A 13,399-nucleotide genomic window follows, 5' to 3' on the forward strand; every position below is an offset into this window, starting at 1 on the left:
GACAGGAGCTGCCAGATGGCCCTCAACCGCACGCTCGAAGCCGTCACCGACCGCATCCGTGCCCGCAGCGAAGGCCCGCGCCGGACCTATCTCGACACCATGGCCGCCGCCGCCGCCGAAGGCCCGCGCCGCGCGCATCTGACCTGCGGCAACCAGGCCCATGCCTATGCCGCCACCGGCCCCGACAAGGACGCGCTGGCCGAGGGACGGGTACCCAATATCGGCATCATCACCGCATATAACGACATGCTCTCGGCGCATCAGCCCTTCGAGACCTACCCGGCGCTGATCCGCGAGGCGGCGCGCAAGGCCGGCGCCACGGCGCAGGTCGCGGGCGGCGTGCCGGCGATGTGCGACGGCGTGACCCAAGGCCAGACCGGGATGGAGCTGTCGCTGTTCTCGCGCGACGTGATCGCGCTCGCCGCGGCGGTGGGCATGTCGCACAACGTGTTCGACAGCTCGGTCTATCTGGGCGTCTGCGACAAGATCGTGCCGGGCCTCGTGATGGCCGCCGCGACCTTCGGCTATATCCCGGCGGTGTTCCTGCCCGCCGGCCCGATGACCTCGGGCCTGCCCAATGACGAGAAGGCGCGGGTGCGCCAGCAATTCGCCTCCGGCGAGGTCGGCCGCGACGCGCTGATGGCGGCCGAGATGGCCTCCTATCACGGGCCGGGCACCTGCACCTTCTACGGCACCGCCAACTCGAACCAGATGCTGATGGAGTTCATGGGGCTGCACCTGCCCGGCGCCAGCTTCGTCAACCCGAACACGCCACTGCGCGACGCGCTGACCGTCGCCGGCACCGAGCGGGCGGCGCAGATCACCGCGCTCGGCAACGAGTTCACGCCGGTCTCGGACGTGCTCGACGAGCGCGCCTTCGTGAACGGCATCGTTGGGCTGATGGCGACGGGCGGCTCGACCAACCTCGTGCTGCACCTGCCCGCCATGGCCAAGGCGGCGGGCGTGATCCTCGATCTCGAGGATTTCGCCGAGCTTTCGGCGATCACCCCGCTGATGGCCAAGGTCTACCCCAACGGGCTCGCGGACGTGAACCATTTCCACGCCGCCGGCGGGCTTGGCTACATGATCGGCGAACTCTTGAACGCCGGGCTGCTGCATCCCGACACCCGCACCGTCGCGGGCGAAGGGCTCGAACTCTACACGCAGGAGCCGAAGCTGCAGGAGGGCCGCGTCGCCTATGCGCCGGGCACCCGCGAGACGCTCAACGACAAGATCCTGCGCCCGGTCTCTGACCCGTTCCAGAAGACCGGCGGGCTGCGCCAGCTGACCGGCAATATCGGCCGCGCCGTGATCAAGACCTCGGCCGTGTCGCCGGAGCGCCATGTGATCGAGGCCCGCGCCCGCGTCTTCCACGATCAGGCGGCGGTCAAGGAGGCGTTCCGCAACGACGAGTTCAAGGAGGACACGATCGTCGTTGTCCGCTACCAGGGCCCGAAATCGAACGGCATGCCCGAGCTGCACAACCTGACCCCGACCCTCGCGGTGCTGCAGGATCGCGGGCTCAAGGTGGCGCTGGTCACCGATGGCCGGATGTCGGGTGCGAGCGGCAAGGTGCCGGCGGCGATCCACGTCACGCCGGAGGCCGCCGATGGCGGTGCGATCGCGCTGATCCGCGACGGCGACATGGTCCGGCTCGACGCGCCGGCGGGCACGCTCGAAGTGCTCGACAGCCTCGATGGCCGCGAGCCCGCCCCGGCCGATCTGGCCGGCAATGGCAACGGCGTCGGCCGCGAGCTGTTCGAGACCTTCCGCAAGAACGTGGGCGGCGCGGCTTACGGCGCCGCGGTGGTGGTCTGATCAATCGGTGGTCGCATGGAACTGGCCCGTCAGGACATGCGGCTGATCGGTGAAGGGCGCGGTGAGGATCGTGCCCGACACCGGCCCCGCCAGCACCCGGCCGCGCGCACCGCGCAGCGGGCTTTCGAGGCCGATGTCGAGGCGGCGCGCCGCGCCCGCGAGCGGCAGCTCCGCGCCGAACCCCGCCGCGACCGCCCCGCCCTGCCGTTCCAGCATCAGGCGGCCGCCGCCCGGCACCATCCCCAGCGCGTCGATCCGCAGGTCTTCTCCGAGGAAACTGCCGGTGATGTCGTGCAATTCCCCACGGATCGGCAACGTCGCGGGCGCTTCGGCAAAGTCGAGCGTGATCGTCACGCCGCCCTCGATCCGTCCGCTGGGTGTGACGTCGCCCTGCCGGATATCGGCGACGAAGCCGCCATCGTAGCGCGCGCTGCCGCTCTGCGGCAGGTCGGTGGCGGAGGGCAGCGCCGACAGGCGGCCGAAGGCCGCACGATCGAACTGCGACGACGGCAGGTGTGCCTCGGACCCGCCGCCGCCGCATCCGGCAAGAGTGATGGCGCTCGTGAGGGCACCCGCAAGACCCCTCAAACCGCCGCGCGCCATTGCCTTCCTCCTCCAGCCACCCCAGTCTGCCGCCAAAGGGTTAACCACACGTTAACGGCGAACAGATTCATTCGAATTCATCCTAAAAGCGATAGGACCGCATCATGACTCCCGAACATGCCTCCGAACTGACCGCCAAGGTCTGCGCCCTCGCCCCGGTGATCCCGGTGCTGGTGGTCGAGGATGCCGGCCGCGCCGCCGATCTCGCCCGGGCGCTGGTCGAGGGCGGGCTGCCCGCGCTCGAGGTGACGCTGCGCACCCCCTCGGCGCTCGACGTGATCCGCGAGATGGCCTCGGTCGAGGGCGGCGTCGTCGGCGCCGGCACGCTGCTGTCGCCGAAGGATGTCGAGGCGGCCAAGGACGCCGGCGCCACCTTCGGCGTCTGCCCCGGCGCCACCGACCGCATCCTCGACGCCTGCGAGGCCAACGACCTGCCGCTGCTGCCCGCCGCCGCCACGGCGTCCGAGGTGCTGCGCCTGCTCGATCGCGGCTACAGCGTGCAGAAGTTCTTCCCGGCCGAGGTGAATGGCGGCGTGCCCGCGCTCAAGGCGATCGGCGCGCCGATCCCGCAGGTCAAGTTCTGCCCCACCGGCGGCGTCAGCCTGAAGAACGCGCCCGAATACCTCGCGCTGCCCAACACGCTCTGCGTCGGCGGCAGCTGGGTCGCGCCCAAGGACATGGTCAATTCCGGCGACTGGGCCGGGATCACCCGGCTCGCCGCCGAGGCGGCGCAGCTCGCCCGCTGAGACGCCCGACGCGCGGCGGCTCAGCCCGCCGCGCGGCCCGCGCGCCCGCCGCGCCTGCGCGGTTCGGGCGAAACGTCGAGCCCCTCGGTCAGCACCCGGGTCATCGGGTGCCCCTCGGGCGCGGTGGCGTGGCGCTCCAGCAGCCGCCGGATCGCCATGCCGCTCTCCTGCCCCTCGGGCAGCGACAGCGCCCAGTCGAGAAAGATCGAGCGGCATTCCTCGATGCTGATGCCCTCGATCCTGTAGGCCTCGCGCACCAGCCCCTTGGGGTCGATCCCGTCCGTCATCGCGCCTCTCCCGGCTCCACGCCCTTCAGGGCTTCCGAGATCACCCCCTCTGCCCGCGCGGCGGCCGCGTCAAGGGCGCGCTTGAGATCCGCCAGATCCTCGCAGCCGCTTTCGCGCAGCAACAGCCGCGCGCCGCCCTCGGCCGGCTCCTCGGGCAGCGTGCCGCCGCCGGTGAGCAGCCGCGCCACGCATTGCACCCGCCGCAGCAGCCCGGCGGTCTCGCGCAGCACCGCCTCGGCCTCCTCGTCGATCAGCCCGGCATCGCGCCCGGCGGCGATCTGCGCCTGCACCTCGCGCGCGGGCGAGCCGGCGCGCAGCGCGAGGCTCTGGGCGAAGAGCTCGACATCCTGCAGCTGCCCCGCCCCGTCGCGCAGGTTCCAGCCACCGCTGGCGGGCCGCGCCTCGGCCAGCCGCGCCCGCATCGCCGCGAGATCGGCGAGCACGGTCTCGCCCCCGGCCTTGGCCGCGATCAGCTCGCGCCGGAACGCCTCGATCTCCGCGCCGAGGCTGGGCTCTCCCGCCACCGGGCGCGCCCGGGTCAGCGCCAGATGCTCCCAGGTCCAGGCCTCGTCCTGCTGGTAGGATTTGAATGCCGGCAACGCCGTCGCCACCGGGCCCTGCCGCCCCGAGGGGCGCAGCCGCATGTCGACCTCGTAGAGCTTGCCGTCGGGCATCGGCGCGGTGAGCGCGGTGATCAGCCCCTGGGTGAAACGCGCATACCATGTCCGCGCCGCGAGCGGGCGCGGGCCGTCCGAGGACTCGACCCCCTCGGCGTCGTAGATCACGATCAGGTCGAGATCCGATGACGATCCCAGCCGCCCGGCGCCGAGCGAACCCATCGCCAGCACCGAGAGGCCGCGCCCGGGCGGCGGGCCGTGGCGGCGCGAGATCTCGTCGATCACCACGGGCACCAGCGCCGCGACCACCGCCTCGGCCAGCTCGGCATATTCGCGCCCCGCCCGCTCCGCGTCGATCAGCCCGCGCAGATGGTGCACGCCGATCCGGAAATGGATCTCCTTGGCCCAGATCCGCGCCGCGCCCAGCCGCGCCTCGTGGTCGGGCTGGCGCGCCAGCCGGTCGGCCAGCTCCGAGCGCAGCGCCTCGGTGCCGGGCCAGTCGGCGAAGAACCCGCCGCCGATCACCGCGTCGAGCACGCCCGAATTGCGCGACAGGTACTGCGCCAGCCCCGGCGCGGTGGCGCAGATGTCCACCAGAAGTCGGGTCAGCTGCGGGTTGGCCTCGAACAGCGAGAACAGCTGCACGCCGGCGGGCAGCCCCGCCAGAAACGCGTCGAACTGCGCCAGCGCCTCCTCGGGACGGGCGGCCTCCGACAGGGTCTTGAGGATCTCGGGGCGCAGCCGGTCGAAGATCTCGACTGCCCGGTCCGAGCGCAGCGCCGGGTAGCCGGGCCAGCGCGCCGTCACCTCCTGCCCGAAATCGGGCACCTCCGAGCTGGCATGACCGGGGGCGAAGAAATCCTCGGTCAGCGCGTGGACCTGCTCCAGCCGCTCGGTCAGGTCGGATTGCAGATCGTCGAGATCGCGGTCCATGAAGGCCGCGAGCCGCGCGAAGCCCTCCTCGGAGGCGGGCAGCATGTGGGTCTGCTGGTCGCCCACCATCTGCACCCGATGCTCGATCTCGCGGTGAAAGCGGTAATGACGGGTCAGGGCCTCGGCCGTGTCGCGCTCGATCCAGCCCGCCGCGGCCAGCCGGTCGAGCCCCTCGACGGTGCCGCGCACCCGTAGGCTCGGATCGCGCCCGCCCGAGATCAGCTGTCGCGTCTGGGTGAAGAACTCGATCTCGCGAATGCCGCCGCGCCCGAGCTTCATGTCGTGGCCCGGCAGGCTCAGAGCGCCGCCCAACCCCTTGTGATCGCGTATCTTCAGCCGCATGTCATGCGCGTCGCGGATCGCGTGGAAATCGAGATGCCGACGCCAGACGAAGGGGCGCAGCGTCTCGACGAAACCGGCCCCCGCCGAGAGATCGCCGGCGCAGGGCCGGGCCTTGATCCAGGCGGCGCGCTCCCAAGTCCGGCCGACGCTCTCGTAATACTGCTCGGCCGCGGCCATCGACAGGCAGACCGGCGTGACCGCCGCGTCGGGACGCAGCCGCAGGTCGGTGCGGAACACGTAGCCCTCACCGGTGATGTCGCCGATCAGCGCCGCGAGCTTGCGCGTCACCCGCACCAGAACGGCACGCGCCTCGTGCTGGTCGCTGCCCTCGTAGCGGGTCTCGTCGTAAAGGCAGATCAGGTCGATATCCGAGGAATAGTTCAGCTCGAACGCGCCCATCTTGCCCATCGCGAAGAGCGCCATGCCGGCGCCGCTCTCGATATCGGCCTCGCCCATGCCGGGCAGCTTGCCGCGCGCGATCTCGGGCGCGATCAGCGCCTCGAGCCCGGCCTGCAGCGCCGCGTCGGCAAGCCGGGTCAGGCTGCCGGTCACCTCTTCGAGCGGCCAGGCACCGCCGAGATCGGCCAGCGCCGCGATCAGCGCCACGCGCCGCTTCGCCTGCCGCAGCCTCGGCCCAAGCGCCGTGGCGTCGCGGCCCCCGAGATCGGCCAGCTCGGCCGCCACCGCCGCTTCGGGATCGGCGCAGGCGGCCTCGAGCCAGCCCGCCTCGCGCGAGATCAGCCCGGCGAGATAGGGGCTGCACCCGGCGGTGCCGCCGATCAGCTCGGCCGTGGCCGGGTCGGCCCAGCCGCATTGCTGCCGGGCCTCGGCGGCCATGTCGGAATCGAAGGGGCGCGGGGCGCGGCGCAGGCGCGAGGCGAGATCGGTCATGACCGGACCGTGGCGCGCCGCGCGGGGGCCGTCAATCGGCCAGCCGCGCCGGGCCCGCGCGAAAAATGTTAATCTTGTTCACATCACCCCTTGAAGTGGCGCTTCGCCCCGCCCATCTGCGGTAATGTGAAGCACATTCACATTCCACCGGCCCGGCAGACGGGCCCCTTCCACGAAGGAGTTCCTCGATGTCCACGACCGACATGCCCCTGTCACGCCACGTCGGGCGCCCCGGGTTCAAGGACTGGCTCGTCCGCGCCGAGAACTGGCTCGACGCCCGTGGCAAGCCCGCCTGGATCGCCGCCATGGTGCTTGGCTTCATCGCCTTCTGGCCCCTGGGCCTCGCCATCCTCGCCTACATGATCTGGAGCAAACGCATGTTCAGCAAAACCTGCCGCAGCCGCGGTGCCCGCGTCTCGCCCTTCACCGCCATGCGCTCCTCGGGCAACACCGCCTTCGACGCCTACAAGGCCGAGACGCTGCGCCGGCTCGAAGAGGAGCAGCGCGCCTTCGAGAGCTTCCTCGAGCGGCTGCGCGAGGCCAAGGACAAGGCCGAGTTCGACCAGTTCATGGAAGACCGCGCCGCCAAGGCCCGAACCGCCCGCGAGGACGACGAGAACGGCAATGGCGACAAGGACGCGGCCTGACCGCGACGCCAGCCCCGCGCGGCCCCTTCGGGGGCCGCCACCCTTGCCACCGACCCGCCCCGCATGAGAGGATCGCGACATGACCGCCACCCCGACATTCGCCGCCCGACTGCGCGGCCTGCCCGACCCCGAGACGAGCCCCGAATGCTATGACGGCGTCGCGCTCAAGCGCGGCATCGCCTGGCTCGTCGACGTTACCGTGATCGCGGTGATCTCCGCGCTTCTGGTGCCGCTCACCGCCTTTGTCGGGCTGTTCTTCTTTCCGCTGATGATGATGGTGGTGGGCTTCGTCTATCGGGTCGCCACGATCGCCTCGGGCTCGGCCACCTGGGGCATGCGGCTGATGGCGATCGAACTGCGCGACGGCGACGACCGACCGCTCGACACCACGCAGGCCTTCCTGCACACCACCGGTTATGCCGTGTCGATGATGGTGTTCCCGCTGCAGCTGGTCTCGATGGCGATGATGCTGCTGACGCCGCATGGTCAGGGCCTGTCCGACAGCGTGCTGGCCACCACGGCGCTGCGCCGCCGCCGCTGACATCACGGGGTCCGGCCGGACAACCCGGCCGGACAAGCCGTGCGGGCAACCGCGCGTCATGTCCCTTCGGGGACTTGGCAGGTGCCCGGTCGGGCGCTAGCTTTGCTCGGGACAAGGAGCCCGAGCCCTTTTTATGCGCCATTCACTGCCCTTCGCGCCGCAGTTCTACGTGACGGCCCCACAGCCCTGCCCCTATCTGGCGGACAGGATGGAACGGAAGCTGTTCACCGCGCTGCAAGGCGAGCAGGCCGAGAAGCTCAACGACGCGCTGTCGAAGCAGGGCTTCCGGCGCAGCCAGAACGTGCTCTACCGCCCCTCCTGCGCCGAATGCACCGCCTGCCTCTCGGCCCGGATCGACGTGAACCGCTTCACCCCGTCGCGCAGCCAGAGCCGCGTGCTCAAGCGCAACCGCGACCTCGCGCGCCGCGCCACCTCGCCCTGGGCCACCGAGGAGCAATACGCGCTGTTTCGCGACTATCTCGACAGCCGCCACGCGACCGGCGGCATGGCCGACATGGACATGTTCGAATTCGCCGCGATGGTCGAGGAGACGCCGGTGCGCTCGCGGCTGGTGGAATACACCGATCCCGAGGCCGCGCATGACGCGCGCCACGGGCTGCGCGCGGTCTGCCTGACCGACATCCTCGATGACGGGCTGTCGATGGTGTATTCCTTCTTCGACCCGGCCGAGGACCGCCGCTCGCTCGGCACCCATGTGATCCTCGACCACGTGCGCATCGCCCAGGAGATGGGGCTGCCCTACGTCTATCTCGGCTACTGGGTGCCCGGCAGCCCGAAGATGGATTACAAGGCGCGCTTCGCGGCGCTGGAACTCTACCGGGGCGGCCGCTGGCAGCCGATGGGCGACCGCGACGATTATTCCGCCGAGACGCATCCGCTCTCGGTGGCGCCGATCTCCGAGCAGGTGGCGCGCATCACCCTGCCCGACACCCGCCCGGTCACCAGCGGCTGAACTGCCGCGTCGCGGGCGGGGCCTTGGGCCCGCTCGGCGGACGGGGCCTCAGGCCCGCTCGCCGTCGATCCTGAACCAGCGATAGCCATGGCCCGGCAGCGCGATCTCGTCACCGGGCGCGAGCGGGTCGCCGGTCGCCTCGTCCGGCCCGCCGAGCAGCGCCACGAGATGGCTCGCCCCCTCGATCTTCGGAGCGCAGGTCACGGCCTCATCCGACAGGTTGTGCAGCGTCAGCACCCGCGAGCCGCGCCAGGACGACACCAGCCCCAGCACCGCCTCGGGCAGGCCGTCGATGACCGCCGTGTCGCCCCAGCCGATCTCGGGACAGGCGCGACGGCAGCGCACCAGCTGCTGCACCCGGGTCAGCAGGCTGCCGGGGCGACCGCGCTGCGCCGCGACCGAGGTCTCGTGAAAGCCGAACGGCCCGTCCTCGACCAGCGGCCGCACCGGGTCGCAATCCGCGCGCGAGAACCCGGCCCGATGCTCGTCGGCCCATTGCATCGGCGTGCGCACGGCGTTGCGCTCGGACAGCGACAGGTCCTCGCCCTGCCCGATCTCGTCGCCATACCACATCACCGGCGTGCCCGGCAGCGCGAACAGGAGCGACTGCGCCAGCGCCACCCGGTCGATGTCGCCCAGCATCGGCGCGAGGCGGCGCCGCAGCCCGCGCCCATAGAGCTGCATCTCCTCGTCGGGGCCGAAGGCGTCGAACACCTCCTGCCGTTCCGCCTCCGAGAGCTTGTCGAGCGACAGCTCGTCGTGGTTGCGCAGGAAGGTGGCCCATTGCGCCTGATCGGGCGCCTCTTTGGGGCGCGAGCCCAGCGCCTCGACGATTGGCGCCGCCTGCGACCGGGCCAGCGCCAGGAACAGCGCCTGGTTCAGCGGAAAGTCGAGGATCAGGTGCATCCGCTCGTCGGTGCCGAACTCGCGGCCGCCGAAATACTCGGGCGCCTTGTCGCGGGTGATGTTGGCCTCGGCCAGCATGATCGCCCCGGCGCGCCGCCATGACAGGAAGTCGCGCATCTCCGACAATAGCAGCAGCGGGTCGCGGTCAGGCTCCTCTTCAAGACCCTTGTACTCGACCAGGAACGGCACCGCGTCGATCCGGAAGCCCCAGACCCCCAGCTCGAGCCAGTAGCCCATGATCTTCAGGATCTCCTCGCGCACCGCCGGGTTGGCGATGTTGAAATCGGCCTGATGCTCGTAGAAGCGGTGCAGGTACCACGCCCCGGCCTGCTCGTCCCAGGTCCAGACCGCCTCCTGCACACCGGGAAAGATGATGCCGTCGGTGATGTCCTCGGGCTTCTCCTCGGACCAGACGAACCAGTCGCGATAGGGGCTGTCGGGGTCGGAGCGGGCCGACTGGAACCACGGGTGATCGATCGAGCAGTGGTTGACCACCAGATCGACGATCACCTTGAGCCCGCGATCGGCGGCGGCGCGGGCGAAGCCCACGAAGTCGCCCGCATTGCCCGATCGCGGATCGATGCCGTAGAAATCGGTGATGTCGTAGCCGTTGTCGCGGTTCGGCGTCGGGTAGAACGGGTTGAGCCAGATCGCCGTGGCGCCCAGGCCCTCGATATGATCGAGCCGGTCGGCCAGGCCCCTGAAATCGCCGATGCCGTCGCCATTGGCATCCATGAAGGTCTCGACATCGAGACAGTAGATCACGGCGTTCTTGTACCACAGGTCGATCATCGCGGCCTCCCTTTCCACGCCAGTTAGGCCGCGCGCCCGCCCCGGCGAGAGCGGCTGCGAAAAGGGCGGCCCGGATCGCTCCGGGCCGCCCCCACCTCGCCGATCGGCGGATCGATCAGCCGATCACGGCGCCGTCGGTGCGGCGGATCGCGACGATCGAGGAGCGCGGCAGCGCCTCGGGGTCGGGGAAGTTCATCGGGTGCTGGATGCCCACGAACATGGTCTTCCGGTCGGTGGAGAAGGTCGCGCCGGTGACCTCGGAGCCGTTCGGCCCGGTCATGAAGCGCGCGATCTCGCCCGTCTCCGGGTCGCCGCAGAGCATCTGGTTGTTGCCCATGCCGGCAAAGTCGCCCTCGTTGCTGTCGTCGCCGTCGGTCTGGATCCACAGCATGCCCTTGCTGTCGAACTTCATCCCGTCGGGCGAATTGAACATGTTGCCCGGCGTGACGTTGTCCGAGCCCGCATAGGCGTCGTCATGCACCTCGGGGTTGCCGGCCATCACGTAGAGATCCCAGTCGAAGCCATCGGCGGCGTGATCCTCACCGGTCGGGCGCCAGCGGACGATCTGGCCGTAATTGTTCTCGGCCCGCGGGTTCGGCCCGGTGGCCGGGGTCTCGTCGCCGCCCGCATTGGGCTTCACGGCGCGGTTCTTGTTGTTGGTGAGCGCGCAGTAGGCCTCGGCCTTCGCCGGGTTCACCGCGACCCATTCGGGGCGGTCCATGGTGGTGGCCCCCACGGCCGAGGCGGCCTGACGGGTGTGGATGTGGATCATCGCGCGATCCATGCGGGTGGCCTCGGGGGTCAGCGCCAGCCATTCGCCGGTGCCGTCCTCGTGGAACCGGGCCACGTAGAGCTGGCCGTCATCGAGCAGCGTCGAGGTGTCGCCGCCCTCCTCGTAGGTGCCGTTCGAGACGTAGCGGTAGAGGAACTCGCCGCGCTCGTCATCGCCCAGATAGACCACCACGCGGTTGTCGGCGGCCAGCGTCACCTCGGCGTTCTCGTGCTTGAAGCGGCCCAGCGCGGTGCGCTTCACCGGGGTCGAGCTGGCGTCGGCGGGGTCGATCTCGACCACGTAGCCGGCGCGGTTCGGCTCGTTGGGGGTCTTCGAGATGTCGAAGCGGGCGTCGAACATCTCGTAGTCGTAGCCCGATTCCAGCTCGATGCCGTAGCGGTCGAAGCCCTCGGGGCGCTCGAACGCCGCATCGGTCGAGCCGAAATAGCCGTTGAAGTTCTCTTCGCAGGTCAGGTAGGTGCCCCAGGGCGTGCGGCCGGCGCCGCAGTTGTTGAAAGTCCCCAGCGCCTCGGTGCCCGTGGGATCGGCCTCGGTCTTGAGCAGGTCGTGACCGGCGGCGGGGCCCGCGATGCGCATCGGCGTGTTGTGGGTGATGCGGCGGTTGTAGGGGCTGTCGACCACGATCTCCCAGCCGTTCTCGCCCTCGGCCACCTCGAACACCGCCACGCCCTGCGCGTCCTGGATCTTGCGCACGTCATCGGCGGAGACCGGCGCGCCCTCGTCGTTCTGCGGCAGGTTGATGTCGAGATTGGCGTATTCGTGGTTCACCGCGATCACCTCGCGGCCATCGATCGAGAACAGCTCCATGCCGTCGGTGTTCTCGCCGAAGGCGCGGGCCTGGCCCTCGACCGTGGTGCCGGTCTGCGGGTCGAAGGCGGGCGCGTCCGAGAACAGCGGGTCGCCCCAGCTCGCCACGGTCTTCCACTCGTAGCCCTCGGGGACGTGGATGGTGAAATCGGTCTGCGCCGCGATCGGGGTGAAGGCGAAGCGCGAGCCCCCCTGCGCCAGCGCCGTCGATCCCCTGAGCATGCCCGAGCCCATCACGGCGGCACCCGAGCCGAAGGCCACCAGACCCGACAGGAAGCCGCGACGCGACACCGCGCCCGCGACGACGCGGTCGAAATCGGTGGTCTCGGGCGTCGGCCGGCGCAGCTCGTCGAGCTCGTCCCAGCTAATCTTGTTGATGTTGAAGCGCTTCATGGCATGTCCCCTTGTTGCCGGACGGCTTGTGCCGCCCTGCTAGTGCCCGGCCTTGAAGGGGATGCGACGGTTTTGTGAGAGTTTTGTATCAAGGTCGGTTTCGGCGGGAACCCGCGGGAACGGCCCCGGTGCTTTCACGTTGACGTGTCGACAGACATCATCGGAGGCCCGACATGGCGCACGCGAAGAACCCAGATGCCCATCCGGGCGACATCAACAAGCCGGGCTGGTTCGCCACCCTCAAGCGGGTCTATTCCGAGATCGGCGACGACCATGTCAGCCTGATCGCCGCCGGCTGCGCCTTCTACGGCCTGCTCGCGATCTTTCCCGGCATCGTCGCCGCCATGGCCATCGCCGGGCTGTTCTTCGAACCCTCGACCGTGGTGAACCAGCTCGAAAGCCTCTCCGGATTCCTGCCGCAGCAGGCCGCCGAGATCGTGCTGGGTCAGGCGCAGGAGGTCGCGGGCTCCGAGGAAGGCGGTCTCGGCCTCGCCGCGGTCTTCGGCATCCTCGTCGCGATCTATTCGGCCTCCAAGGGCGTGCAGTCGCTGATGGAGGGGCTCAACGTCGCCTTCGAGGCCGAGGAGAGCCGCGGGCTGGTGAAGTTCAACCTCGTGAAGCTGGCGCTGACGCTGGGCATGATCCTCGGCTTCCTGCTGATCGTCGCGGTGGCCGCGCTGCTGCCCGCCGTGCTGGGCGTGCTGCCCTGGGGCGCCACGACCGAGCTGATCATCAACATCGTGCGCTGGCCCGTGCTGCTGGTCTTCGTGGCGCTGGGGCTGGCCATCCTCTACCGCTACGGCCCCGACCGGGGCGAGAAGAAATGGCGCTGGATCACGCCGGGCGCCGCGCTGGCCTGCCTGCTGTGGCTGGTGGGATCGCTGGGCTTCGCCTTCTACGTCCGCAACTTCGGCGGCTACAACGAGACGTTCGGCGCGCTGGGCGGGGTGATCGTGCTGCTGATGTGGCTCTGGCTGTCCTCCTTCATCGTGCTGATGGGCGCCGAGTTCGACAGCGAGATGGAGCGTCAGGCCAAGCACGACCCGCAGCCCGAGGACGCCAGGAACGACCCCCTCATGGAAGATGCCAAGGCCGAGGCCGGAAAACCCGCCGCGCAGAGCTGAATCCTTTGCGGATCGACCCTGAATGACCGCGAAGCGTTAAGAAAGTTTCTCGCGCTGTGCGGTCCGCGACATTTTCTCCGCCGTTTGCGGTTGACCCCCGCGCCCGCCCGTGCATATCTGCGCGGGCGGAACGGAAAGGACCGGAGAAGATGGATCTCCTTCTTGTAATCGGTGAGGCAGGGCGCG

General features: G+C 69.9%; 11 protein-coding genes. 6 read left to right on the top strand and 5 right to left on the bottom strand.

Going from position 1 to position 13,399, the window contains the following annotated elements; translation table 11 throughout:
* Positions 1–15: 15 nt before the first annotated feature.
* Complete coding sequence (gene edd, locus ACRAQ3_RS08475) at positions 16–1,818, top strand: phosphogluconate dehydratase (protein WP_269397185.1); 1,803 nt, start codon at positions 16–18, stop codon at positions 1,816–1,818.
* Here the strand turns inward: edd and ACRAQ3_RS08480 are convergent, their stop codons facing one another.
* Positions 1,819–2,421: a hypothetical protein gene (locus tag ACRAQ3_RS08480; RefSeq protein WP_432254308.1), complete on the bottom strand. Its 603-nt coding sequence runs from the start codon at positions 2,419–2,421 to the stop codon at positions 1,819–1,821.
* A gap of 104 nt (positions 2,422–2,525) precedes the next feature.
* Here ACRAQ3_RS08480 and eda point away from each other — a divergent pair, with 104 nt between their 5' ends.
* Complete coding sequence (gene eda, locus ACRAQ3_RS08485) at positions 2,526–3,167, top strand: bifunctional 4-hydroxy-2-oxoglutarate aldolase/2-dehydro-3-deoxy-phosphogluconate aldolase (RefSeq protein WP_432254309.1); 642 nt, start codon at positions 2,526–2,528, stop codon at positions 3,165–3,167.
* Between the two features lie 20 nt (positions 3,168–3,187).
* Here eda and ACRAQ3_RS08490 read toward each other — a convergent pair whose 3' ends face one another.
* Positions 3,188–3,454, bottom strand: a complete 267-nt coding sequence (locus tag ACRAQ3_RS08490; protein WP_269397182.1) for a hypothetical protein — start codon at positions 3,452–3,454, stop codon at positions 3,188–3,190.
* Entirely contained in the window at positions 3,451–6,237 is a 2,787-nt protein-coding gene (locus ACRAQ3_RS08495; RefSeq protein WP_432254310.1) for a glutamine-synthetase adenylyltransferase, read from the bottom strand. Before ACRAQ3_RS08495 ends, ACRAQ3_RS08490 begins: the two co-directional genes overlap by 4 nt.
* A gap of 188 nt (positions 6,238–6,425) precedes the next feature.
* On the opposite strand from ACRAQ3_RS08495, the gene ACRAQ3_RS08500 reads away from it, so the two are divergent.
* The 3 genes from ACRAQ3_RS08500 to ACRAQ3_RS08510 all read left to right on the top strand — a co-directional run bounded on the left by ACRAQ3_RS08500 (position 6,426) and on the right by ACRAQ3_RS08510 (position 8,398).
* Entirely contained in the window at positions 6,426–6,884 is a 459-nt protein-coding gene (locus tag ACRAQ3_RS08500; RefSeq protein ID WP_432254311.1) for a DUF2852 domain-containing protein, read from the top strand.
* Positions 6,885–6,963: 79 nt separating this feature from the next.
* Entirely contained in the window at positions 6,964–7,425 is a 462-nt protein-coding gene (locus ACRAQ3_RS08505) for an RDD family protein (protein WP_432254312.1), read from the top strand.
* A 133-nt stretch (positions 7,426–7,558) separates the two neighbouring features.
* Positions 7,559–8,398, top strand: a complete 840-nt coding sequence (locus tag ACRAQ3_RS08510) for an arginyltransferase (RefSeq protein ID WP_269397179.1) — start codon at positions 7,559–7,561, stop codon at positions 8,396–8,398.
* A 48-nt stretch (positions 8,399–8,446) separates the two neighbouring features.
* On the opposite strand, the gene ACRAQ3_RS08515 is transcribed toward ACRAQ3_RS08510, so the two are convergent.
* Both ACRAQ3_RS08515 and ACRAQ3_RS08520 read right to left on the bottom strand, forming a co-directional pair.
* Entirely contained in the window at positions 8,447–10,096 is a 1,650-nt protein-coding gene (locus tag ACRAQ3_RS08515) for an alpha-amylase family protein (RefSeq protein WP_432254313.1), read from the bottom strand.
* A gap of 115 nt (positions 10,097–10,211) precedes the next feature.
* Entirely contained in the window at positions 10,212–12,089 is a 1,878-nt protein-coding gene (locus tag ACRAQ3_RS08520) for a PhoX family protein (protein ID WP_432254314.1), read from the bottom strand.
* A gap of 173 nt (positions 12,090–12,262) precedes the next feature.
* On the opposite strand from ACRAQ3_RS08520, the gene ACRAQ3_RS08525 reads away from it, so the two are divergent.
* Complete coding sequence (locus tag ACRAQ3_RS08525; protein ID WP_269397176.1) at positions 12,263–13,213, top strand: YihY/virulence factor BrkB family protein; 951 nt, start codon at positions 12,263–12,265, stop codon at positions 13,211–13,213.
* Positions 13,214–13,399 lie beyond the last annotated feature (186 nt).

Source organism: Limimaricola sp. AA108-03 (assembly GCF_050847355.1).
Taxonomy (GTDB): domain Bacteria; phylum Pseudomonadota; class Alphaproteobacteria; order Rhodobacterales; family Rhodobacteraceae; genus Limimaricola.